At 61.4% G+C, this 24,028-nt stretch carries 16 protein-coding genes; 9 read left to right on the top strand and 7 right to left on the bottom strand.

The genetic code is table 11. From position 1 onward, the window contains the following. Positions 1-102: 102 nt before the first annotated feature. Entirely contained in the window at positions 103-3,102 is a 3,000-nt protein-coding gene (ppc, locus tag AXG89_RS09925) for a phosphoenolpyruvate carboxylase (RefSeq protein WP_062169506.1), read from the top strand. A 52-nt stretch (positions 3,103-3,154) separates the two neighbouring features. Here ppc and AXG89_RS09920 read toward each other — a convergent pair whose 3' ends face one another. Then, the gene (locus AXG89_RS09920; protein ID WP_062169504.1) at positions 3,155-3,907 is read right to left on the bottom strand and encodes a class I SAM-dependent methyltransferase; all 753 of its coding nucleotides are present in this window, start codon (positions 3,905-3,907) and stop codon (positions 3,155-3,157) included. 141 nt (positions 3,908-4,048) lie between these two features. On the opposite strand from AXG89_RS09920, the gene AXG89_RS09915 reads away from it, so the two are divergent. From AXG89_RS09915 to AXG89_RS09895, 5 genes are all read left to right on the top strand, one after another. Further along, the gene (locus AXG89_RS09915) at positions 4,049-4,876 is read left to right on the top strand and encodes a helix-turn-helix transcriptional regulator (protein WP_062169502.1); all 828 of its coding nucleotides are present in this window, start codon (positions 4,049-4,051) and stop codon (positions 4,874-4,876) included. Between the two features lie 293 nt (positions 4,877-5,169). Further along, the gene (locus tag AXG89_RS09910) at positions 5,170-5,754 is read left to right on the top strand and encodes a sigma-70 family RNA polymerase sigma factor (RefSeq protein WP_056351862.1); all 585 of its coding nucleotides are present in this window, start codon (positions 5,170-5,172) and stop codon (positions 5,752-5,754) included. Beyond that, positions 5,754-6,536, top strand: a complete 783-nt coding sequence (locus tag AXG89_RS09905) for an anti-sigma factor (RefSeq protein ID WP_061998791.1) — start codon at positions 5,754-5,756, stop codon at positions 6,534-6,536. Before AXG89_RS09910 ends, AXG89_RS09905 begins: the two co-directional genes overlap by 1 nt. Positions 6,537-6,683: 147 nt before the next feature. Next, positions 6,684-8,090, top strand: coding sequence for an argininosuccinate lyase (gene argH, locus AXG89_RS09900; protein ID WP_062169500.1), 1,407 nt, complete (start codon positions 6,684-6,686; stop codon positions 8,088-8,090). A gap of 112 nt (positions 8,091-8,202) precedes the next feature. Next, positions 8,203-9,144 (top strand): bestrophin family protein, encoded by a 942-nt coding sequence (locus tag AXG89_RS09895; RefSeq protein ID WP_062169498.1) that lies wholly within the window; start codon positions 8,203-8,205, stop codon positions 9,142-9,144. A gap of 59 nt (positions 9,145-9,203) precedes the next feature. Here AXG89_RS09895 and AXG89_RS09890 read toward each other — a convergent pair whose 3' ends face one another. The 4 genes from AXG89_RS09890 to apbC all read right to left on the bottom strand — a co-directional run bounded on the left by AXG89_RS09890 (position 9,204) and on the right by apbC (position 14,188). Further along, positions 9,204-11,501: an arginine/lysine/ornithine decarboxylase gene (locus AXG89_RS09890; protein ID WP_061998788.1), complete on the bottom strand. Its 2,298-nt coding sequence runs from the start codon at positions 11,499-11,501 to the stop codon at positions 9,204-9,206. A gap of 115 nt (positions 11,502-11,616) precedes the next feature. Then, the gene (dcd, locus tag AXG89_RS09885) at positions 11,617-12,186 is read right to left on the bottom strand and encodes a dCTP deaminase (RefSeq protein ID WP_061998787.1); all 570 of its coding nucleotides are present in this window, start codon (positions 12,184-12,186) and stop codon (positions 11,617-11,619) included. Between the two features lie 199 nt (positions 12,187-12,385). Continuing rightward, the gene (locus AXG89_RS09880) at positions 12,386-12,979 is read right to left on the bottom strand and encodes a superoxide dismutase family protein (RefSeq protein ID WP_082771384.1); all 594 of its coding nucleotides are present in this window, start codon (positions 12,977-12,979) and stop codon (positions 12,386-12,388) included. A gap of 120 nt (positions 12,980-13,099) precedes the next feature. After that, entirely contained in the window at positions 13,100-14,188 is a 1,089-nt protein-coding gene (gene apbC / locus AXG89_RS09875; RefSeq protein ID WP_062169496.1) for an iron-sulfur cluster carrier protein ApbC, read from the bottom strand. Positions 14,189-14,458: 270 nt separating this feature from the next. On the opposite strand from apbC, the gene AXG89_RS09870 reads away from it, so the two are divergent. Beyond that, complete coding sequence (locus tag AXG89_RS09870; RefSeq protein ID WP_062000740.1) at positions 14,459-15,115, top strand: OmpA family protein; 657 nt, start codon at positions 14,459-14,461, stop codon at positions 15,113-15,115. Between the two features lie 361 nt (positions 15,116-15,476). Then, positions 15,477-17,618, top strand: a complete 2,142-nt coding sequence (metG, locus tag AXG89_RS09865; RefSeq protein WP_062169494.1) for a methionine--tRNA ligase — start codon at positions 15,477-15,479, stop codon at positions 17,616-17,618. 73 nt (positions 17,619-17,691) lie between these two features. On the opposite strand, the gene AXG89_RS09860 is transcribed toward metG, so the two are convergent. Beyond that, positions 17,692-21,723 (bottom strand): translocation/assembly module TamB domain-containing protein, encoded by a 4,032-nt coding sequence (locus AXG89_RS09860; protein ID WP_062169492.1) that lies wholly within the window; start codon positions 21,721-21,723, stop codon positions 17,692-17,694. A 28-nt stretch (positions 21,724-21,751) separates the two neighbouring features. Continuing rightward, complete coding sequence (locus AXG89_RS09855; RefSeq protein WP_082771383.1) at positions 21,752-23,599, bottom strand: autotransporter assembly complex protein TamA; 1,848 nt, start codon at positions 23,597-23,599, stop codon at positions 21,752-21,754. 27 nt (positions 23,600-23,626) lie between these two features. Here AXG89_RS09855 and AXG89_RS09850 point away from each other — a divergent pair, with 27 nt between their 5' ends. Next, a complete protein-coding gene (locus AXG89_RS09850; protein ID WP_062169490.1) occupies positions 23,627-24,028 on the top strand; it encodes a hypothetical protein in 402 nt (133 codons plus the stop codon).

Here is a 24,028-nt window from a genome sequence, read left to right as displayed (position 1 = left end):
CGGGCAAGCGGACGCCGTTTCATGCACGGCGCCTGCACGCTTCCATATCGAGTCTGTGGCTTTAAAGTTGGCTAACTGAACGACAAGCAAGAGGAATTCAACGTGACGTCTCCCGGATCGGCGCGCAATGCCCGCCCCCGCCGCAACGCGGTATCGAAGAATGAAGGTTCGTCCGTCAAGGCCATCGCGGCCGATGTAACGGTTGCCGCCAAAGCCTCCAAGGCGCGCGCCACCGCCGTCAAGAAGCCTGCTGTGAAAGAGCCCGCTGCGAAGGCTGCCAGTAAGCCGCCCAAAGCCGCATCGCGTACACGCGACGACAAGGACCTTCCCCTCTTCGAGGACATCCGCTATCTCGGCCGCCTGCTCGGCGACGTCGTGCGCGAACAGGAAGGCGACAAGGTCTTCGATGTCGTCGAAACGATTCGTCAGACCGCGGTCAAGTTTCGCCGTGAGGAAGACAGCGAGGCATCGCAGGCGCTGGACAAGCGCCTGAAATCGCTTTCGCCCGAGCAGACTGTGAGCGTCGTGCGCGCGTTCAGCTATTTCTCGCATCTGGCGAATATCGCCGAGGACCGGCATCACAACCGGCGCCGCAGGATTCATGCGCTCGCCGGCTCGACGCCGCAGGCCGGCACGATGGCTTATGCAATCGAGCGGCTGAAAGCGAGTCCCGATGCTTCATCGGCGCAGGCGACGCTCCAGAAGTTCTTCGATGCCGCCCTGATCGTGCCCGTACTGACCGCGCACCCCACGGAAGTCTCGCGCAAGAGCATTCTGGATGCACAGCACGAAGTTGCGCGGCTGCTGGCCGAACGCGATCAGGACCTGACGACACGCGAACGCGCGCACAACGAGTCGATGCTGCGCGCCCGCGTCACGTCGCTCTGGCAAACGCGGATGTTGCGCGAAGCGCGCCTGACCGTCGCCGATGAAATCGAAAATGCGCTTTCGTATTATCGTGCAACGTTCCTCGAAGAAATTCCTGCGCTTTACGCTGATATAGAAGCCGCGCTCGCCGAGCACGGACTGCCCGCGCGCCTGCCCCCGTTCCTGCAAATGGGAAGCTGGATTGGCGGAGATCGCGACGGCAATCCGAACGTCACCGCGCCCACGCTGGTTCACGCCATCACGCGCCAGGCCACGGTGATTTTCGAACATTACCTGGAGCAGGTGCATAAGCTCGGCGCGGAACTATCGGTGTCGAACTTGCTGGCCGGCGCAAGCGCCGAACTCAAGAAACTCGCCGATAACTCCCCGGATGCGTCGCCGCATCGTACCGATGAGCCTTATCGGCGCGCGCTGATCGGCGTGTACGCAAGGCTCGTCGCGTCCGCCGACGAACGTCTGGGCGCGGGCGTGGTCGCAGCGCGCAGCCGTCATCCGGCGAAGCCGTATGCATCGGCAACTGAGTTTGCCGCCGATCTGAACGTGCTGATCGAATCGCTCGCCGCGCATCACGGCGAGTATCTTTCGGCGCCGCGCTTGTCGCCTTTGGCGCGCGCGGCCGAAGTGTTCGGCTTCCATCTGGCGAGTATCGATTTGCGTCAGAGCTCGGACATTCACGAAGCGGTGATCGCGGAGTTGCTGGCGCACGCAGGCGTGCAGGACGATTACGCCGCGCTGCCCGAAGCCGATAAAGTCGCGTTGCTGCTCAACGAACTGGCCCAGCCGCGGCCGCTGCGCCTGCCGTATTTCGATTACTCGGATCTCGCTAAGAGCGAACTCGGCGTGCTCGAAGCGGCGCGCGTGACGCGTGAGAAATTCGGTACGCGGGCCGTGCGCAACTACATCATTTCGCATACAGAAACGGTCAGCGACTTGCTTGAAGTGATGCTGCTGCAAAAGGAAACCGGCCTGCTGCAGGGGCGTCTCGGACACGCGAAAGATCCCGCGCACGATGGCCTCATGGTGATTCCGCTGTTCGAAACCATCGCCGACTTGCGCAACGCGCCGCACATCATGGGCGACTTCTTCGCGCTGCCGGGCGTGAACAAGCTGGTCGAGCTGCAAGGCGGCGAGCAGGAAGTCATGCTGGGTTACTCCGACAGCAACAAGGACGGCGGTTTTCTTACGTCGAACTGGGAGTTGTATCGCGCGGAACTGGCGCTGGTCGCGTTGTTCAAGCAGCACAAGACCACCTTGCGCCTTTTTCACGGCCGTGGGGGCACGGTCGGTCGCGGAGGCGGTCCGACGTATCAGGCAATCCTGTCACAGCCGCCAGGGACGGTAGATGGCCAGATCCGCACGACCGAGCAAGGCGAAGTGATCGCGAGCAAATTCGGCAATCCAGAGATCGGGCGGCGCAATCTCGAGCTCGTGGTGGCGGCGACGCTCGAAGCTTCGCTCTTGCCGCACGAAAATACGCCGGCGCAGTTGCCCGCGTTCGAAGCAACCATGCAGACGCTGTCGGATTCGGCGATGGCCGCGTATCGTGCGCTGGTTTATGAAACGCCCGGATTCAAGGAGTATTTCTTCGAATCGACGCCGATTTCGGAGATCGCGGAGCTGAACATCGGCAGCCGGCCGGCATCGCGAAAATTGCAGGATCCGAAGCAACGCAAGATCGAGGATCTGCGGGCGATTCCGTGGGGCTTTTCGTGGGGCCAATGCCGTCTGCTTCTGACGGGATGGTATGGCTTCGGCAGCGCGGTCACGAATTTCCTCGATACCGCGTCCGACGCCGCCGAGCGCGCGAGGCGGCTCGCCACGCTCAAGAAGATGCACAAGACCTGGCCGTTCTTCGCGAACCTGCTCTCGAACATGGACATGGTCCTGGCGAAGACGGACATTGCGGTGGCATCGCGTTACGCGCAACTCGTCACCGATAAAAAACTCCGCAAGCACGTGTTCAGCCGGATCGTGGCGGAATGGGAGCGGACGTCGAGCGTGTTGTCGGAGATCACGGGGCACAGCGAGCGGCTCGCGAACAACCCGCTGCTCGCGCGGTCGATCAAGAACCGCTTCCCGTATCTGGACCCGCTGAATCACTTGCAGGTGGAGTTGCTGAAACGGCACCGCGCGGGGGATGACAACGTGCGGCTGGGACGCGGGATTCACTTGACCATCAACGGGATTGCGGCGGGGTTGCGTAATACGGGTTGATCTTTCGCAGTTGCGTTGAGTAAAGCCGGCGAAGTATCTGCCGGCTTTCCCGTTATTCCGCCTCGACCATCAACGCATCCAGTTCAAACGAACCATCGTCCTGAACCGCGAAATACTGGCGCACTTCGTCGGGCGCGTTCTTCCACAGCGAGCGAATCGCCGTCACGCGTTCCGGCGGCGTACGCATTCTCGCGACCCACGTATCGAATTGAAGCGGCAAGCGCCATCGGCTGCGAATCCCGGCCTTGAAGCCCGCCTGTTCGAACAAGGCCAGCCACTCGTCCCCACGATAATCCCGGATATGCGAGCCATCGCGCAGCACTTCGACGGCCTGGATATGGGTATCGAGCAACGGATGGTCCGCGCCCGCGATATCCACGAACACCACGCGCCCGCCCGGCTTCAGCACGCGCCGGACTTCCTTCAGCGCCGCCGGCACATCGTGCCAGTGGTGAGCGCTCATGCGGCTCAGCACGCGGTCGAAGGTGGCATCGGCGAAAGGCAGACGTTCGGCGGGACCTTGCTGCGTCGTGATGTTCTCAAGCCCGCGTTCCTGCGCCGCCCCGGCGACCGTCGCCAGCATCTGTTCCGCGATGTCGTACGCCACCACGCTCTTGGCGTGCGGCGCGACCGAAAAACTCACGTGACCCGCCCCGCAACCCAGGTCGAGCACGGCCGCATCCGGAACCGCGGCAACTTCGCGCGCCAGTTCCTGCAGATCGGCGCCGGTTGCATGCACGGCACTCGTGAGATAGGCGGCGGCGGTCGAGCCGAATGCATCGGCGACCTGTTCGTGGTGTTTCATGGGTAGCTCCAGGTTTTTGTCAGTATTTTCCCAGCGACAGCAACGCTACAATAAGCGCCACCTTGTACCGGTACAAGTTGTGCAGTTATTCTGGTATCTAAAGTACCCGACCGCGTATCGAATTCATCTCAACGCCCATTCATGACTCCGTCGTCGCCCTCTTCTTCTAACGCACCCAGCGTCGCGCCACCGCTCGATGCCACGCCCGCGCGCGCGCTCGGCGAGTTCATCCGCGCGCATCGCGAGCGGCTTTCGCCGATGGCCGTCGGCCTGCCACCCGGTCCGCGCCGCCGCACGCCGGGTTTGCGTCGTGAGGAAGTTGCTCAGTTGTGCGGCGTCAGCCCGACCTGGTACACGTGGATCGAGCAAGGCCGGCCGGTTTCCGCTTCCGCCGATGCCCTCGCGCGCATCGCGGTCGCATTGCAGCTCTCGCGGGCCGAGCGCGCATACCTCTTTGAACTCGCCGCCCAGCGCGATCCAGCCGAGCCCGATCCGGCGGCGCAAGATGCGCCGGCGTCGCTGCTGAAATCCGTGGAATTGATCGATGCCCCCGCCTACGTGCTCGACCGGCAATGGAACGCGTTGCGATGGAACGCACAGGCGGCCGCGTTGTTTGTTGGCTGGCTGGATGGCGAGCGGGATCGGAATCTGCTCTCGTTCACGTTTACCGGGGCCGGAGCACAGAGTCTCATCGTCGATTGGGAGACACGGGCGCGCCGTCTGGTAGCCGAATTCCGGGCTGATTCGATCCGTCACCTGAACGATGCCCCGACGCGAGCGCTGATCGATTCGCTCAGCAGCGCCAGCGATGCATTCGCGCGCTTCTGGGCGTCGCAAGACGTGGGCGAACGTGAAGGCGGCACGCGGGAGTTCAATCACCCCACGCGCGGCCGGCTCGTGTACGACCAGATTACGTTCAAGCCGGCGCACCGGGAAGATTTGAAACTTGTGATGCTGGTGGGAGTTTGAGCAGAGGAATGCCCGGCGGCTTTCACAGCACGAAGAGCACTACACAATGCACAAAAAAATGCCCGGCCTATTGGGACCGGGCAAAGCCGCTTCTCCCCGGCAGGGCCGGAGGAGAACGGGGACACATGGTGAGCTGCGCCGGTCATGCGGTGTTTTCGCGCATGCCAAAACGGGCTCGTATCCGTAATTACGTTTGGAAAAGTGAAACGGATTCATCCGGATGCAAAAAAACCAATGCGGTTCGAAGCGATTATTTCGGTAATATCGATCGCGCCGCCCACCCGACCGGTCCCATGACGACAATCCTTTCTCACGACCCGACCCCCGACACCCTCGTGCAACTGCTCGACCGTGTTGCCAGCGAAGACGCCGCCGCGTTGCGCGCGCTCTATGATTTAACTTCGTCGAAACTGTTTGGCCTCGCGCTTCGTATATTGGTGAAGCGTGAGTGGGCCGAAGAAGTTTTGCAGGACGCGTTCGTCAATATCTGGCGATACGCGGGCGACTACAAAGCAGGCCTGTCCGCGCCCATGACCTGGATGGCGGCGATCGTCCGCAACCGGGCTCTCGATTATTTGCGGCGGCAGAAAGCCAACGGGGCGAGCGCCGAAACCGAATGGAGCGATGCGTTGGACGATACCTTGCCTGCAAACGAGGCAGATCCCTCCGACCAGATGCTGATGAGCCAGGAAGCACGGCAACTCGCCATCTGCATGGACAGGCTCGAAGCCAATCAGCGTCAGGCAGTGGCGCTTGCATATCTGCGTGACCAGAGCCATAGCGAAGTGGCCGACGTTCTTAAAGTACCGCTCGGCACAGTGAAGTCGTGGATTCGTCGCGGCTTGGAAAAACTAAAGACGTGCCTGGGAGGGCTGTGATGGATCTGCATCGATACGCGGGGCTGGTCGATCAGCTTGCCGCCGAGTACACACTCGGGGTGCTGCGCGGCGGGTCGCGAAGACGCTTCGAGAGTATTTCCCAGCACGATCCAGCCATCCGGCTCGCGGTCGAGACCTGGCGCCTGCGCCTCGCGGCCATGACCGAACTCGGACCGGGCGTCGCGGCACCGCCCGAAATCTGGACGGCTATCGAACGCCGGCTGAATCTCGTGAATGCCCGTCGCGATGCGACTGCGGCGCGTCCGGTTCCGCCAACGCCGGTTGCGCGTCCGAAGCCCGGCTGGTTCGAGAACCTGTCGTTCTGGCGCGGATGGTCGATCGCAGCGACCGCAATTGCCGCGATCGCGCTGGTCGTGTCGATCCGCGAGTTGTCAACCGTTGCTCCGGTGCCCGCGCCTGTGCCTGCTCCGCAAGTGGCGCAGGAACCGCGCATCGGCTATGTGGCGACACTCGCCGACGAAAAGTCCAACGCCCGCATGCTCGTGACGTGGGATGACCGGACGTCGGAAGTGACGGTGCGGCGCCTGAGCGGATCGTCCGATCCCTCCGATAAATCCATGCAGCTCTGGGGTTTGCCGAAGGCAGGACATCCGGTATCGCTCGGCGTGCTGCCGGTCGGCGGAACCGCAAAGTTCAAGGCCGCTTCTGTGAGCGCGTATCCGGTGCTGGCGGTTTCCGTCGAACCGGTTGGCGGATCGCCGAATCCGAATGGTCCGACCGGGCCGGTGGTTTATACGGGTAAGGTCATTCCGGCAGCCTGACAGGGTTGAAGCAGTTTCCATGAGTTGATCCGAAAGGGGCGTCGAGAGGCGTCCCTTTTTCTTTTCACGGCTTTGCAAATGGCTGCAGGTTTGTCATTGCCTGTAAAATCGGCAATTCCGCGTTTTTGTCCTCTTAAGAACATCACTATGACGTCCCAACTGCACAAGAAAGGCGAAGCCTGGTCGGCTCGCTTCAACGAACCAATGTCCGATCTGGTGAAGCGCTATACGTCATCGGTGTTCTTCGACAAGCGTCTCGCACTCGTCGATATCCAGGGCTCGCTTGCGCACGCCGCCATGCTGGCCGCGCAGAAGATCATCGGCGATGCGGATTTCCAGGCCATCCAGAAAGGCATGACGCAGATCCAGGATGAGATCGAGCGCGGCGAATTCGAGTGGAAACTCGACCTTGAAGACGTGCATCTGAATATCGAGGCGCGCTTGACGGCGCTTATCGGCGATGCCGGCAAACGCCTGCACACTGGCCGTTCGCGCAACGACCAGGTCGCCACCGATATCCGTCTCTGGCTGCGTGGCGAGATCGACCGGATCGGCGCGTTGCTGATCGAGCTGCGCCGGGCGCTGATCGATATCGCCGAGCAAAACGCCGAAACCATCATGCCGGGCTTCACGCATTTGCAGGTCGCGCAGCCGGTGACGTTCGGGCATCACTTGCTCGCCTATGTGGAGATGTTCACGCGTGACAGCGAACGCATGATCGATTGCCGCAAGCGCGTGAACCGCTTGCCGCTCGGCGCTGCGGCGCTGGCAGGAACGAGCTATCCGATCGATCGCAACGCCGTTGCGAAGACCCTCGGCTTCGAAGGCATCTGCGCCAATTCGCTCGATGCCGTTTCCGATCGCGATTTCGCCATCGAATTCACGGCGGCTGCTGCGCTGATCATGACGCACGTGTCGCGCTTCTCCGAAGAACTCGTGCTGTGGATGAGCCCACGGGTCGGGTTCATCGATCTGGCGGATCGCTTTTGCACCGGTTCGTCGATCATGCCGCAGAAGAAAAACCCCGACGTACCCGAACTGGCGCGCGGCAAGACGGGACGCGTGAACGGCAATCTGGTGTCGTTGCTGACGCTGATGAAGGGCCAGCCGCTCGCCTACAACAAGGACAATCAGGAAGACAAGGAACCGCTGTTCGATACCGTCGATACCGTTTCGGACACCCTGCGCATCTTCGCTGAGATGGCCTCGGGTATCACGGTCAAGCCGGACGCGATGCGCGCCGCGGCGCTGCAAGGATTTTCGACGGCGACGGATCTGGCGGACTACCTGGTGAAGCGCGGTCTGCCCTTTCGCGATGCACACGAAGCCGTGGCGCTCGCCGTGCGCATCTGCGTGGATCGCGGCTGTGATCTGGCCGACCTCACGCTCGATGAAATGCGCTCGGAGTTGCCGAACGTCGCGCATTTGATCGGTGAAGATGTGTTCGAATATCTGACGCTGGAAGGATCGGTGGCGAGTCGCAATCACGCCGGCGGGACGGCGCCGGAACAGGTTCGGGCTGCGGCGAAGGCGGCTCGGGTGGCGTTGGGGTGAAATAGTCGTCGACGCTGAACGTAGCCAAATCGGCTACGTTCGTAGCCGATTTGGCTACAGTCTCGCCGGGCCGTAGCAAGCAGGCTCTCCACACTTTGCGTCCGACCCGCCCATGATCATCCGCCCCAAACTCAACTGGTTCCGCATGTTGTTCGTCTGGCGCGGGTCCGTGCTGCCGCAACTCCTGCCGCGGCTTGCGCTGATCTTCGTGCTGTCCGTCGCGGCGATCGTGATGCACGACCATATGCGCACCTACCCGGTCGGGCTTGGCACGCCGCCGTTCGCGCTGGTGGGCATTGCGCTCGCGGTATTTCTCGGCTTTCGCAATAGCGCGAGTTATGAGCGCTGGTGGGAAGGCCGCAAACTCTGGGGAGCATTGTCCATTCACGGCCGATCCCTCGCGCGTCAGTCGCTGACTTTGCCGCGCGGCGTCGAGCCCACAGACAGGCATGAGTTCATCGCGGCAATCGGGGCGCTCGGTCACGCATTGCGACATGAAATGCGCCGCACCGATCCGCTTCCGGATCTCGCCACCCGCCTGACGCCTGCGCTATATCAGCGCGCCGTCAAAGCGCAGAATCGATCGACATTGATCCTGCGCTGGCTCGGCGAATGGTCCGCTGCACGCTCACACGAAGGCGCGCTCGATGGCTACGGCACCCTCGCGTTCGAACAGAACCTCAACGAGTTGTCGGGCGTGATCGGCGGCTGCGAGCGGCTTGCATCCACACCTTTGCCCTTCTCGTATTCGGTGATGATCCATCGGACCGTCTATATTTTTTGTGTGCTGCTGCCGTTCGGCCTGGTCGATGGTGCGGGCGTGTTGACGCCTCTGTTCGCGCTGCTGGTGGCGTATGCGTTCATGTCGCTGGAGGCGATTGCGGCGCAGATCGAAGACCCGTTCGGCCTGGAGGAAAACGATCTTGCGCTGAGCGCGCTCTGCGATGCGCTCGAAACCATGCTCCATGACATGACCGCCGATCCCGACTTCAAGCGGCCACCGAAAGGCTTGCCGGAGCCGGGCGTGACGGAGCGCAGGTTCATCGTGACGTAAATGGAAGAAGGCCCGCATCACTCATGCGGGCCTTCTTCATTGCAAGCTACATCTTCGACTTAACGCTCGAGCGCGACGCAATCGACGAAATACTCGATCCGCCCGTTGATCATCTCACCGACCAACCCGTGGATATCCGTATGGAAGCCCGGGAAACGCTCGTTGAACTCGCGCGCAAAGCGCAGGTAATCCACGATCGTCTTGTTGAAGCGCTCGCCCGGAATCAGCAACGGAATGCCCGGTGGATACGGCGTCAACAGGATGGTCGTCACGCGCCCTTCGAGTTCATCGATAGGCACCCGGTCGATCTCCCGGTGCACCAGCTTCGCATACGCTTCGGACGGCTTCATGGCCGGTTCCATGCTCGACAGATACATCTCGGTAGTCAGCCGCGCGATATCGTTCGCACGATAAACACTGTGGATCTGCTCGCAAAGATCCCGCAAACCCATGCGCTCATACGAAGGATGCTGCGCGATAAAGTCCGGCAGCACGCGCCACAGCGGCTGGTTGTTATCGTAGTCGTCCTTGAACTGTTGCAGTTCAGTGACCATCGAATTCCAGCGGCCCTTCGTAATGCCGATCGTGAACATGATGAAGAACGAATACAACCCGGTCTTCTCCACGATGATCCCGTGCTCCGCCAGATACTTCGTCACGATCGCAGCCGGAATGCCCGACTCGCCGAACTCGCCGTCCACATCGAGTCCCGGCGTGATGATGGTCGCCTTGATCGGATCGAGCATGTTGAAGCCTTCGGCAAGCGCGCCGAAACCATGCCAGTGATCGTTCGGCTTCAATACCCATTCTTCACGGCTTCCGATACCCTCTTCGGCGAGCGCTTCCGGTCCCCACACCTTGAAGAACCACTCGTCGCCGTATTCGTCGTCGACCTTGCGCATTGCGCGGCGGAAATCGAGCGCTTCCGCGATCGATTCTTCCACCAGCGCCGTGCCGCCCGGCGGTTCCATCATGGCCGCGGCCACGTCGCAGGATGCGATGATCGCGTACTGCGGGCTGGTCGACGTGTGCATCAAGTACGCTTCGTTGAAGCGGTGTTTGTCGAACGTGCTGTTTTCGGAATCCTGCACCACGATCTGCGATGCCTGCGAGATCCCCGCCAGCAGCTTGTGCGTGGAGTGCGTGGCGAACACGAGCGCGCCCGTACGCGGACGGCCGGCGCCAATGGCATGCATGTCCTGATAGAACTCGTGAAACTCGGCGTGCGGCAGCCACGCTTCGTCGAAGTGAAGCGTATCGAGCATGTCGCCGAGCAAATCCTTGATCATCTCGACGTTATAGACAATGCCGTCGTACGTGCTTTGCGTGATCGTCAGGATACGCGGCTTCACCTTCGGGTTTTTTGCAAGCGCCTCGCGCGCGAACGGATTCGCTTCGATCTTCTTGCGGATGTTTTCCGGCTTGAACTCGTCGCGCGGAATCGGCCCGATCAGGCCAAAGTGATTGCGCGTGGGCGTCAGGAAGACCGGAATCGCGCCGGTCATGGTGATGGCGTGCAGGATCGACTTGTGGCAATTACGGTCGACCAGCACGATGTCGCCGGGCGCAACCGTCGCGTGCCAGACAATCTTGTTCGATGTCGACGTGCCGTTCGTCACGAAGAACAGATGATCCGCGCTGAAAATGCGCGCCGCGTTTCTTTCCGATGCCGCAATCGGTCCCGTGTGATCGAGCAGTTGACCGAGTTCATCGACGGCATTGCAGACGTCCGCCCGCAACATGTTCTCGCCGAAGAACTGGTGGAACATCTGGCCAAGCGGATTCTTCAGGAATGCAACGCCGCCCGAGTGGCCCGGGCAGTGCCACGAGTACGAACCCTCTTCGGCGTATTGCACGAGTTCCTTGAAGAACGGCGGTGCGAGCGCATCGAGATAAACCTTCGCCTCGCGGATGATGTGGCGCGCAACGAACTCCGGCGTGTCCTCGAACATGTGAATGAAGCCATGCAGTTCGCGCAGGATATCGTTAGGCAGATGCCGTGAAGTGCGCGTTTCGCCGTACAGGAAAATCGGGATGTCCGCATTGCGCCGGCGCACGGCCTGCACAAAGGCGCGCAACGCGACGATCGCGGAGGCCAGTTCCGGCGCATCGCCCTCGGCCAGCACCACGTTGCTGTCCGCATACGGCAGCAACTCGTCGTCATCGATCGACAAGATGAAACACGACGCGCGGCTCGACTGCTGCGCGAACGACGTCAGATCGCCGTAACTCGTCAGCCCGAGCACCTCGACGCCTTCGCGCTCGATCGCCTCGGCGAGCGCACGAATACCGGAACCCGAAATGTTCTCGGAACGAAAATCTTCGTCGATGATGACGACGGGAAAACGAAACTTCATGAGGCGAATCTCCAAATGGAACGACCGCTGACCGAGTTGTGCATGCTCGAGTCCAGCGGTCTTTCAAAAAGCGTTGCAATGACGTTTCTACACAGCAAAACCTGTGACAGAAACGTCAGGTTTTCGGCAGCGTCACGCCGCTTTGCCCTTGATACTTGCCACCGCGGTCAGCGTAGGAAGTCTCGCAGATTTCGTCGCTTTCAAAGAACAGGACCTGCGCCACGCCTTCGTTCGCGTAGATTTTGGCAGGCAAGGGTGTCGTATTCGAGAATTCGAGCGTCACGTAGCCTTCCCATTCGGGTTCGAACGGCGTCACGTTCACAATGATCCCGCAGCGTGCGTAGGTGGACTTGCCCAGGCACACGGTCAGGCAAGAACGCGGAATGCGAAAATATTCGATGGTACGCGCAAGCGCGAACGAGTTCGGCGGAATGATGCAGACGTCGCCCTTGAAGTCGACGAACGATTTCTCATCGAAATTCTTCGGGTCGACAATCGTGGAATTGATATTCGTGAAGATCTTGAATTCGTCGGCCACGCGAATGTCGTAGCCGTAGCTCGACGTGCCGTAACTCACGATTTTTCGGCCGTCTTCGGACACACGCACCTGATCGCGCACAAACGGCTCGATCATCTTGTGCTCTTCGGACATGCGCCGGATCCACTTGTCGGACTTGATGCTCATAGGGAACGTACCCAACGAAAGAAGCGGCTCGAGAAAAGCCGCCGTGCTTGAAACGGGGCGTGGCCGGAAGACTGGATTGCATGCAGATGCATGCGGTACTCAGTGGGACCCGCCGGGAAGCGCGTATTTTACTTGATGTGATGGCTCATGCGACGCGACCTGGCCAAGAAGCCGGGTCTGACGTTTCAGGAGCCTGATTTCATTGACGAATCACGCCGCATGCGAGCGCCGGACCGGCGCCGTGCGGGCTGAGCGAATACGAGTCGGATGTATCGCGATGCAGCAGGACCGCGCGCGACAGGACGGAGCGCACGCCGTCGAGGGAAACATCGGGCGCCACGATGAATCCGGTCGCCGAACCATTTGCGTCGGCGCGGATGGTCGCCAGGTCGCCCTCGGGTTTCGATGAGTGGCTGCGTTCGGCTGCGGGAGAGAAGACCGGGCCGCCATCGGATGAGTTCGACACGATGCAGTCGCCGCGCTCATGAATCTGCAGCGCGTGCTCGCTGTTGGGCGCCATGCCTGACAGGTTGTAGGAAACCTGCACCCCATCCGCCCGTTCAATGAACGTGAGCGACCCGCTCGCGCTGCTGCCCGCCGTGGGCTGCAACACGGCGTCGGCGCGTTTCTCATGGTTCTGGAACAAGATGCCGCAGCCGCCGAGCAGCAATGTGCCGGCGGTGAGCGCCAGCCCTGTGGCTGCGCTCGTGCTCCAACGTGCAATCAGGCTCAAGGCCGGGTTTGTCGTGGCAACACGGCTAACCGATCCAGGCCCGTCGAATCTTCGTTTCATGCAATCCTCATGGCGACCCGCGACCACCCCGTGTGCTCACTGGATCACGCCCGTCGAAGGCCACATGATACCGCGACACGCCCGGCGCCCAGAGTCCATGCCCGCAAGCGATTCAGGTCCTCAGGTGTTCTGCACCACGATGCTCGGGAACATCGACGTCATGTCGCGCTGGCGCTCCGCAATCGAAATCGCGACCTTGCGCGCGATCGACCGGTACGCATCGGCGATCTTGCTGTCAGGTTGCGACACCACGGTCGGCTGTCCGGCATCGGTTTTCTCGCGGATGGCGATATCCAGCGGCAGGCTGCCGAGCACCGGCACACCATATTCCTTCGACATCCGTTCACCGCCGCCCGCGCCGAAAATGTGTTCTTCATGGCCGCAATTCGAGCAGATATGCGTGCTCATGTTCTCGACGATCCCGAGGATCGGAATGCCGACCTTCTCGAACATCTTGAGGCCCTTCTTGGCGTCGAGCAGCGCAATGTCCTGCGGCGTGGTCACGATCACAGCGCCGGTCACCGGCACTTTCTGCGACAGCGTCAACTGGATGTCGCCCGTGCCCGGCGGCATATCGACCACCAGGTAATCAAGATCCTTCCAGTTGGTCTGGCGCAGCAGTTGTTCGAGCGCGGACGTGACCATCGGGCCGCGCCAGACCATCGGGTTGTCCTGCTCGATCAGAAAGCCGATGGAATTCGCCTGGATCCCATGGCCGATGAGCGGGTTCATCGACTGGTTGTCGGGCGATTCGGGGCGGCCGCTGATGCCGAGCATCATGGGCAGCGACGGGCCGTAGATATCGGCGTCCAGCATGCCCACCGACGCGCCTTCCGAAGCCAGCGCCAGCGCAAGGTTGACGGCGGTCGTGCTTTTGCCGACCCCGCCCTTGCCCGACGCCACGGCGATGATGTTCTTGACGTTCGGCAACAGCTTCACGCCGCGCTGGACGGCGTGCGCCACGACCTGCGACGAAACGTCCACTTTCACGCCATTTACGCCTGGAACCCTGGCAACAGCTTCGGAGACGAGCGACCGGATTGCACTGAACTGGCTTTTCGCCGGATATCCCAGCACGACGTTGACGCTGACATCGGCGCCATCTATGGTCACATTGCGTATGCTTTTCGCGTCTGCAAAAGAGCGGCTGGTATTGGGATCGATCAGGCCGCCGAGGGCGGCGTCGATCCGGGCGCGATCAAGACTCATCGAGACTCCATGGGAACGCTTGTTGCGAATAGGGATCGAACACTTTCGCGCACGTGGTATGAAATTTGAAAGGAATTGTTGCACGACATTGCGTGACGGAGGCGTGCACTGCACTATCCCACGCTGCCATGGTCCGGGGACGCATCGTTTTAAGCGGTTGAATCCTTGGCCGTATTGTAGTGGCAGGCGCAACGGCTCGCCGGAAGACCCCACGGGGTGCTCTTCCGTTCGCCGAGGCGATTGCCTTGATTGAATCCTGGAGAAATGACAATGAACACGAAAATGATGACCCGCCTGTCCGTAATCGCAGTAGCCGGGGCGCTCGTCGCCGGTTGCGCCTCGCAGCAGGGCAATAACGCCGCCGTCGGCACCGGCATTGGCGCCGCGACCGGCGCGGGTATTGGCGCAATCTTCGGTGGCGGCAAGGGCGCGGCCATCGGCGCGGGCGTTGGTGCGGCGGCTGGCGGCATCACCGGTTACAACTGGCAGGCCATCAAGGGCAAGCTGACGGGCGCAACGAAGGGCACGGGCACGCAAGTGACCGAGCAGCAGGACGGCTCGCTGAAGGTGAACATTCCGAACGCCATTTCCTTCGATACCAACAGCTACGCCATCAAGCCGACGTTCGCGCCGGTGCTCGACCAGGTCACGCAGACGCTGGTGCAACACCCGGAACTGATCGCGCAAGTGGTTGGCCACACGGATAGCACCGGTCAGCCGGCTTACAACCAGACCTTGTCGCAAAATCGCGCACAAAGCGTGACGTCGTACCTCGCGGGTCATGGCGTAGCGGCCCAGCGTCTGGCAGCTTCAGGCATGGGTCAGACCCAGCCTATCGCTGACAATGCCACCGAAGCCGGCCGTGCACAGAATCGTCGCGTTGAAATTTATCTGCGCGCCACGGCTCAGCCGGGACAGGTTCAGTAAGCGGATTGATTTACAAGGGGAATTGACCGTTTTGATGTACGGCCAAGGTTTGATCGGTTCCTGGAAAATATCGAGGGAATCGAAAAATAGTTGAAACTTGGCCGCACACCGCGTGTCTGTATTAACGGTAGGTGGCTGGCGCCGTGTTGTGCCGCCACATGCCATTCTCCTCTTGTCGTTGTTGCTCCGGGGCCGCTCTATTTGCCCCGGTTTTTTTTCGCCTGGAATTTGCAGGCGGCGGGGACTTCGAGCCCCATGTCCTCCACTTTCCCCCGGCGCAAGCGCCCTATCTGCCTCCTGCTAGAATCGTGGTTCGCTTTTTCACGCATTCACCGAATTTTCAACTGCAGGCAAGCGCCTTATGTCATCGTCAGCACCGTCATCGTCAGCACCGGTTTCCGCGTCCGCCCACCGCCGGGTTCTCGTCACGTCCGCGCTCCCGTACGCGAACGGCCAGATTCACATCGGCCACATGGTTGAATATATCCAGACGGATATCTGGGTCCGGACGCTGCGAATGCACGGTCACGAGGTCTACTACGTCGGCGCCGACGATACCCACGGCACGCCCATCATGCTGCGCGCCGAGCAGGAAGGCATCACGCCGAAACAACTGATCGAGCGCGTCGGCAAGGAACACAAGCGCGATTTCGACAGCTTCGGCATTTCCTTCGACAACTACTACTCCACCGACGCCGAGGAAAACCGCGTCCTGTGCGAATCCATCTACAAGTCGCTGCAGGAAGCCGGTTTGATCGATGCACGGGATATCGAGCAAGCCTACGATCCGGTCAAGGAAATGTTCCTGCCGGACCGCTTCATCAAAGGCGAATGCCCGAAGTGCGGCGCGAAGGACCAATACGGCGATAACTGCGAAGTCTGCGGCTCGACGTACCAGCCGCTCGACCTGATCAACCCGTATTCGGTCGTGTCGGGCGCGACGCCGGTGCGCAAGACCTCGACGCACTACTTTTTCCGCCTGTCCGACCCGCGTTGCGAAGACTTTCTGCGCGGCTGGGTCAGCGGTCTGGCGCAACCCGAAGCCACGAACAAGATGCGCGAATGGCTCGGCGAGAAGGGCGAAGCCAAGCTCGCGGACTGGGACATCTCGCGCGATTCACCGTATTTCGGCTTTGAGATTCCGGGCGCGCCGGGCAAATATTTCTATGTGTGGGTAGACGCGCCCGTCGGCTATTACGCGAGCTTCAAGAATCTGGCGGACGCTCGCGGACTCGATTTCGAAGAATGGATCCGGCCGGGATCGAAGACGGAGCAGTATCACTTTATCGGCAAGGACATCCTGTATTTTCATACGCTGTTCTGGCCGGCCATGCTGCAGTTTTCCGGCCACCGCACGCCGACGAACGTGTTCGCCCACGGCTTTCTCACCGTCGATGGCGCGAAGATGTCGAAGTCGCGCGGCACGTTCATCACGGCAAAAAGCGTGATCGATACCGGCATCAATCCGGAATGGCTGCGCTATTACTTCGCCGCGAAGCTGAACCACACAATGGAAGACATCGACTTGAACCTCGATGATTTCCAGGCGCGTGTGAACAGCGATCTGGTCGGCAAGTACGTGAACATTGCAAGCCGCGCGGCGGGGTTCCTGATCAAGCGTTTCGAAGGCCGTGTGCAGGACAGTGCAATGAACCATTCGTTGCTGCTGCAATTGCGGGCGGCGGTTCCGCAAATCGCGGCGCTGTACGAGGCGCGCGAATATGGCCGCGCGCTGCGCACGACCATGGATCTCGCCGATACAGTCAACGCTTACGTCGATACCTCCAAGCCCTGGGATCTGGCGAAGGACCCGGCGAATGCAGCCGCGTTGCACGAAACCTGCAGCGTCAGCCTGGAAGCGTTCAGGCTGTTGTCGCTGGCGTTGAAGCCCGTGTTGCCGTTGCTGGCGGAATCAGTGGAAGCGTTCCTCGGCATCAAGCCGCTGGTTTGGGCGGATGTCTCGGCGCCGCTCAGCTCGGCGCAGCCGATCAACGCGTACAAGCACCTGATGACGCGCGTCGATCCGAAGCAGATCGAGGCGTTGATTGCAGCGAACCGCGAGTCCATTGCGCCGGGGCAAGCTGCGGTGGTCGCTGCGCCGGCTGCAGCATCGAACTCGGCTTCGAAGAAAGCCGCAAAGGAGAAAGCGCCGGAAGCAGAAGGCACGATTTCCATCGATGACTTCGCGAAAATCGACCTGCGTATCGCGAAGATCGTGGATTGCACGGCGGTGGAAGGTTCGGACAAGCTGTTGCAACTGACGCTGGACGTGGGCGAAGAGAAAACGCGCAATGTGTTTTCAGGCATCAAGTCGGCGTATCAGCCGCAGGATCTGATCGGCAAGTTCACGGTGATGGTCGCGAACCTTGCGCCGCGCAAGATGAAGTTCGGCTTGTCGGAAGGCATGGTTCTGGCGGCATCGTCCTACGACGAAAAGGCTGAACCGGGCTTGTATATCCTCGAACCGCATAGCGGCGCGAAGCCGGGAATGCGCGTGAAGTAAAGCTGAGTCAATTGCCGGGATGCGCAAAGACAGGAGCCGTTCCAACGCAAGTTGAACGGCTCTTTTTTCATCTTCATTTTTCCGACGGCCCGTTCCTGCGCGCCCACGAATCAAAGCGTCGCGTATAGAGCAGATCGAGACCCTGGAACGTGCCGCCGTAAGCGGAAACGGACCAGAAGCGCGACAGGTTCAGCGTCATCTTGATGGCGTTGCTTGCCGATTGCAGACCCTGCTCGTAACCCAGCACGAGCCGTTCGTTGATCGCCTTCGACAACATCACGACTTGTGGATCGGTCAACCCGACCTCGCTCGTACCGATGGAAAATTCATCCAGCCCGAAGGTCTGCGCGATCCGCTTGCCGCTTGCGCTTCCAAGCAATGCCAGCGCGTTTGTCATTGCGCTTTGCTGACCCACGTTGTTGCCCTGATCCGTGCCATGCCCGAACAGCAGCCACGACAACTTTTCGTTGTCCGGCACGTTCGGCTCGGAGATCAGCTTGGCGTTGGGCGCCTGGACCGTACCCGTCACCTGCACGCCCGCTTCGATTTCCTGATTGCGGCGCATCGCAAGAATATTGATGCCGGGATTCGCGACCGGGCCATTGAAGGTGAAGAATCCGTTCTCGATGCCGAGTTTCCGGCCGAATGCAGTGTATGTGGAACCCGGCGTCACCCGGACGTTGCCGACCGCACGCAACGGCATGTTCGGGGCGCTCATCGCGGTAATGGTTCCGGCGAGACCCAGGTCGGCGCCCGCGCCGCGGAACCGGAATTTCTGCCCAAGATTGATATCGATATTCGCACGCGGCGCAAACGGGCCCACGGGTTTGTCGCCGGTCGCAACCACCGTCTGGTCTTCGCCTTTCACCGTGCCGTCCGGACGCACGATCACGACATCGTCACCAAGCGAAGGCGCCGATTGCTCGGGCAGATCGAAGAGCGCGTGATCGACCGTGAACTTGCCATCGATATTCATGCCGCCCTTCAACCCCGCATTCGCTACCGACGCGCTGCCCGACAATTGCAGTTGCCGGTCCGGCGACGCAAACAGCTCAAGCTTGTCCGCAATGATGCTTGCCGTCAGGTCCGGCTGATCCTGATCGAGCCGCACCTTGCCGGTCGCGCGCAACGTGCCGCTGGACCCGTGGAACTCGACCTGCTGCAGATCGACGAGGTTCTCGGAAAGCGCGATCCGGATCACGCCGTCCTTCAACTGCACGCCCTGGTCGATGACCGTCACCGACAAGCCATCGCCCGTCAGCATGCCCGACACCGTCGGCTTGGCGACGATCCCCGCGATAGTCAGCTTGAGCCCGAGGCGCCCATCGAGCAGATACGCCGGGCCGATCAATCCGCCCGTTGTCCGCAGCGTAGGCACGTTGGCTTCAATTCCGCCGCTCACCGGCGCTTCGTCGGCCACGGTCAACGTGCCGTCGCGTGAAACCAGCGTTGTGTGGACGTTGGCATCGATCACGCCGATCCGCGACGCCTGCGCATGCAACGTCGCGTTGAGCCGGTTGCCACCGGTGAAATCGGCTCGCGCGGCGATGTCCGTAATGCCGAGCGCGGCGACGCCACGGGCGGCATCGATAGACACATCCCCGCCGCGCCGCTTCACTTGCACGTAGCCCGTCGCGGTGGCGCCGAGCGCGAAGTTCCAGTCGCCATCGAAGACGAGATCGGTCTTGATGGGCGGCGGACCGCCCATCAACTCCTGGCGTATCTCCAGCATTCGCAGAACGGACAGGTTGGTCAGCGACCCAACGGAACTGATACGCCCGCTGTCGAACGCGAAAGACTTCAGGTCGAGCACGGCGCCTTCCGCCGACAACCGCGTCGCGCCGAGCACAACATGATTCGGGGCGTAGCTCACGGTCAGCGGTGCGTCGAGAGTCAGGTTCGGCGTGCCTTTGTTCGATAAACGCGTGACCGTGCCGTCCCAATGCGCGCCGTCGCGAGCGTCGGTCAGGCGGCCGTTGGCAGCAAGCGTCAGGTTGACCGCGTTGCCGTGCAACTTGCCGACGGCGGTTGCGCTGAGCGTGTGATTGGCGCGCGTGCCGTTCAGGTCGGCATCGAGGCTGGAAAGATCGACGCCGTCAGTGCTGACATCGCGTGCCTTCAATGTAAAGACCAGCGCGCCGTTCGCGCCGTCGCGCGCTTCGGCCCGTCCTTCTGCGTGACCCACGCGGTTCGCGCCGAACACCACGCTGTCGGCCTGGTAGTTCGCGGCCACGTTCGGATGCGCGAAGGAACCGGTGAGATCGCCGTCCGCCTTCACGAGACCCGCCAAACCGAAGCCCAGCCGCTCGAGTTGCGGGGCATCGATACGAAACCGCAAACGGTCACTCGGCGCGCCGAAACTGCCGTTCAGATCGACGTTGTTTCCCGCGATGGAAAGCGTCGCGTTGCTCGGCAAGATGCGCGTTCCCACGACCTGGATCGTGCCCGCGCCGGTGAGCGGCAGGTTGTCGTAGACGCTTTCGCCGAGCTTGAATTGCGCTTTGGTGGTGAGCGTTGGCGCGAGCACGCCGGTTGCCGAAAGCGTGCCGTTGACACGCGCTTCTATTGTGCGTGGCTTGGCGGCAGGTTTTTTTGCACCCTTCGCTGGCGGCGGCGTTGCAAGCAACTGGTCGGACAGCAACAACGGATTGAAATCGACAATCTTCGCCTTCACGTCGTAGCTCGAATGCACGTCTTTCTTGAGCGCACCGCTCAGCTCGATATGCCCCTTCCCCACGCTTACCTTCACGGCATCGAAGGCGGTCTGCTTGGCATCGAGCGTGATCTTGCCTTGTGCACGCAAAGCCGCCTTGGTGTCGCTCAGATCGAGCGTGATGATCTGCGTATCGCCGGCAAGCTTGATGCCGATGGGTCCGCCAAATTGCGTCGGCCGGATGGTCGATTCGATCTGACTCAGGTCGAGCTTCGCCACTTTCAGGTCGAACTCGCCCTTGCCGTCTTTGAGGGTTCCGCTACCCGTGAGCGTTGCGTCCTTCAAGAGCCGCACGTTCAAGCCCGAGATGGTTTGCTCGGAAGCGTCGAGCTTCACATTCGCATGGGCGTCGATCAAGGGGATCAGTTTCTTGTCCACCGAACCCGGCTTCGCGTTCACAATGGAAACCGGCCCCGTCACCACCAGCGCGTCGGGCGCAGCCGGATCGGGCTTCACTTCAGCGCGCAACGCCAGATCCGCAAACGGCGCGCTCGCGCTGAACGCCTGCGGATTCACATGATCCACCGTGACGAGCGCACGCTTGAGCGGCACCACGCCAAACGGCTCGGCCTCCACATGCGCATTGCCCTTCAGCTTCATGCCGCTTGCATCGATATCCGCCGTCAGGTTCTCAAGCGATCCCGTCAGGCGCGCGGCGACCTGCACGGTTTCGTCGCTCACCTTGCCCGAATATCCGACGTCTCCCGTCAGTGGAAACGGACGTGCGCCGCCATCGAGTTTCAACGCCGCAGTGACGGCGCCAAACGGGGTATCGAGACGCTGGACGATGGCCGCGTGATGGCGGCCATCGCTGTGACCCGATAGAGCGAGGCGCGAAAATTCTGTCGTCGTGGCGCCGTCATGCAGACGCAGTTTGTCGAGCGTGACGTCGCTGATCACGAGCTGGATCGGCAGGCGAAGATCCCTCGGCAACTCGATCGGGCCACTGCTTTTCGGCGATGGCGCGATCCGGGCGTCGACCGTTCCCACATGCAAATAATCGATGGTGAAACGCAACGGCGCGCGCGTCAGCGCCCATTGGCCGGAGACGCTGTCCACGGCGACATCCGTACCGTCGGTGCCTTTCCAGCGAACGTTGCGAAGCCGCAAGCCGGTCGAGATCGCGCCGCCGTCGAGCGTGCCGCTCAAACGCCCGCCCAGCAGCGACGTCGCCGCCTGCCAGACATAACGCGTCCCGCGCTCGCTGTTCAGGGCATACAGGATCGTCGCGGCACCAAGCGCCATGCACAGCACCAGCACAAGAACGATGCCGCCCAGCCATTTGGCGAAACGCCGCCCGCCGCCGCGCTTGCCCGGGACCGGCGCGCCCTCCCCCCGGCCCTCCGAGAGATCCGGTTGTTCTGCGGGCGACCGGCCGTTCTGTTCCGTCATGCGCGAAAAAACACGTTATGCAAACTCATCAAAAGGCGATCCCGAGCGTCAGGTACGGACGGATATCCCGGTTCTTGAAACCATACGCAATGTCCACGTTCACGGGGCCGACCGGGCTGCGCCAGCGCACGCCCACGCCCGCGCCCGGTTCGAACACGCGCTCGCTCCAGGTGTCGGCGGCCGCGCCTATATCGAAAAACGTCGCGCCGCCCCAGTCATGTGAAAACCAGTGCTGATACTCCGCGCTTCCCGTCATCAGGTACTTGACCGGGAGCACCGAGCCGTCGACGTCATGACCAATGCTTTGATAGCCGTAACCTCGTACCGAATTCGCACCACCCGCACGAAACAGCAGCGACGCCGGAACTCCGCTCGAGCCGCCCGCGGTGAACACCCCGCCGAATTCAGCGCGGAATACGAACAAGTCGTTCTTGCCGAGCGGCAGGTACTGCAGCAGGTTCGTGTACACGCGGCCGAAAGTCTGGTCGGTGAGAAGGCCTTTGACAGCGAAGTCGGCCTCGGCACGAATCAGGTTGCCCGAGCGGGGAAACAGCGGATCGTCCACGTTACGGCGCACCCATTGCCACGAAGGTACCAGCGCGCGACTTGTTGTAGGCGGTCCGACGTTCTGCGTCAGCCGATCGGCATAGAAAAGCAGCGAATAGGTGGTGTCGATGTTCTGCAGCGAGCGCGAGCGCTGCACGCCGGCACGCGCGCTGTAGATGCGCGTATCGGACACATTGGTGTTCGTGTACGACGCCAGCACGCTATTGACCCACGCCCGGCTGCCCGGCGGCATGGCGAGCTGGACCTGTCCGTATTGCTGCGTCTGGTCGATACGACCCGACACCGTGAACGGATAAGCCTTTCCAAAGGTATCCAGATAGCTGTAGGCGCCCTGGATGTGCGGCCCGGTATCGGTCGCGTAACCCACGCCGTAGCGCACGCTGTTGTACGGGTACTCGCTGACCTTCAGGTGCATCGGCGTTTCGACGGGCTTGGTCACGTCGTTATCGGCGTCGACGGCAACCGAGGCGTAATACGGCGTGTTCTGTAACTGGCGCTGCAATTCGTTCACGCGGGCGACGTCGTAGATATCGCCTTCGTGGATCGGGTTGACGTTGTGGATGATCTGCTCGGGATAACGCCGCACGCCTGAAACGTCGAGCTTGCCGAACGTGAAGGTCGGGCCGCTATCGAACGTGACGGACAAATCCACGATATGCGTGCGCGGATTCACCCTCGCCTTCGATTGCGAAATTTTCGCACCCAGATAACGCCGCGACTGGAGCGCTTTCAGCGACGCATTCTTTGCGTCGTCCCACGCGCCTTGCGAGAACGGATCGCCCTCATGGACGGAAAAAGCGAAACGCGCGGTGTTCTCCTGCGCGCGGTCTTCCTCCGTGATCGCGCCCTTGAAGGTGAGCGAAACGGATGCGACCTTGGTTTGCGGACCGGGATCGACCGAAATGGTCACCGAGCGTTTGTCGCCTTCATGTTTGACGTCGGTGCGCACGACGGGCGTGAAATAGCCGTCGGTGGCGACGAGATCGCGCACTTCCTGCGGCGTGGCCGTGACCAGGAAGTCGAATTGTTCGTCGCTGATGTCATCGCGCTTCTTGAATCGCGACAAATCCAGATGGTCTTTCAGGAGCGACCGGATACTGCGCGGCGCATCGATATCCACGTCATATTTGGCGTGCGCGGGCACGGCGAAGGCGCAAAGCGCCAGCGCGTGGAGCGACCAGACGGCGCGCCGCACGATTGAGGACGCACGAAAAGGCGCTTTCGACGATGCAACCAGCGGCGTTTCCAGCCGCTGATGCTCGGCTTGCCCGCGCTTGAAGCGCAGCGGATCAAACAGGCGCCCCGCCAAACGTGACCTCCAGGTTGAATAAAGACAATGAACAAGCTCGGGCCGGACGAGAGGTCGATCCGGCAGGCGCTATTTCACCACATCGGCAGCGCCGGCTGTCCTAAAAACGGCCGTTCGGGCGGGTTCGAATTTCTTGGCGCCACCCGCCGCTCAGGCGCGCAGAACAAGCGTCTGGCGCAGCCTGAAAATACAGAAAGTGCGGCTTGGACGGCGCGTGAGCGTGCTTGTTCCGCAGTTTTGCAATTAATGACAGCGTTTCCAATAAACCCTCGCAAGCTCATGATCCCGGCCATTTCTATAGACCGAATGACCAACGCACGCTGTTTCCCCCGGTTTCCGCGCCGTGCCCTGACGCTTGCGGTAAAATTGCGCTTGTTCCCGGCGGCGTTTCAAATTTTTCGCTTTTCGCAGCGCCGCGCCCGTTTCTGA

The organism is Burkholderia sp. PAMC 26561 (genome assembly GCF_001557535.2).
In the GTDB taxonomy this organism is placed as follows: domain Bacteria; phylum Pseudomonadota; class Gammaproteobacteria; order Burkholderiales; family Burkholderiaceae; genus Caballeronia.
This window is presented reverse-complemented; position numbering and strand designations above follow the sequence as displayed.

Excerpts from the sequence above, each read along its gene's own strand:
- AXG89_RS09920 (WP_062169504.1), bottom strand. The coding sequence starts at position 3,907 with ATGAAACACCACGAACAGGTCGCCGATGCATTCGGCTCGACCGCCGCC.
- AXG89_RS09915 (WP_062169502.1), top strand. The coding sequence starts at position 4,049 with ATGACTCCGTCGTCGCCCTCTTCTTCTAACGCACCCAGCGTCGCGCCA.
- AXG89_RS09910 (WP_056351862.1), top strand. The coding sequence starts at position 5,170 with ATGACGACAATCCTTTCTCACGACCCGACCCCCGACACCCTCGTGCAA.
- AXG89_RS09905 (WP_061998791.1), top strand. The coding sequence starts at position 5,754 with ATGGATCTGCATCGATACGCGGGGCTGGTCGATCAGCTTGCCGCCGAG.
- argH (WP_062169500.1), top strand. The coding sequence starts at position 6,684 with ATGACGTCCCAACTGCACAAGAAAGGCGAAGCCTGGTCGGCTCGCTTC.
- AXG89_RS09895 (WP_062169498.1), top strand. The coding sequence starts at position 8,203 with ATGATCATCCGCCCCAAACTCAACTGGTTCCGCATGTTGTTCGTCTGG.
- AXG89_RS09890 (WP_061998788.1), bottom strand. The coding sequence starts at position 11,501 with ATGAAGTTTCGTTTTCCCGTCGTCATCATCGACGAAGATTTTCGTTCC.
- dcd (WP_061998787.1), bottom strand. The coding sequence starts at position 12,186 with ATGAGCATCAAGTCCGACAAGTGGATCCGGCGCATGTCCGAAGAGCAC.
- AXG89_RS09880 (WP_082771384.1), bottom strand. The coding sequence starts at position 12,979 with ATGAAACGAAGATTCGACGGGCCTGGATCGGTTAGCCGTGTTGCCACG.
- apbC (WP_062169496.1), bottom strand. The coding sequence starts at position 14,188 with ATGAGTCTTGATCGCGCCCGGATCGACGCCGCCCTCGGCGGCCTGATC.
- AXG89_RS09870 (WP_062000740.1), top strand. The coding sequence starts at position 14,459 with ATGAACACGAAAATGATGACCCGCCTGTCCGTAATCGCAGTAGCCGGG.
- metG (WP_062169494.1), top strand. The coding sequence starts at position 15,477 with ATGTCATCGTCAGCACCGTCATCGTCAGCACCGGTTTCCGCGTCCGCC.
- AXG89_RS09860 (WP_062169492.1), bottom strand. The coding sequence starts at position 21,723 with ATGACGGAACAGAACGGCCGGTCGCCCGCAGAACAACCGGATCTCTCG.
- AXG89_RS09850 (WP_062169490.1), top strand. The coding sequence starts at position 23,627 with ATGAACAAGCTCGGGCCGGACGAGAGGTCGATCCGGCAGGCGCTATTT.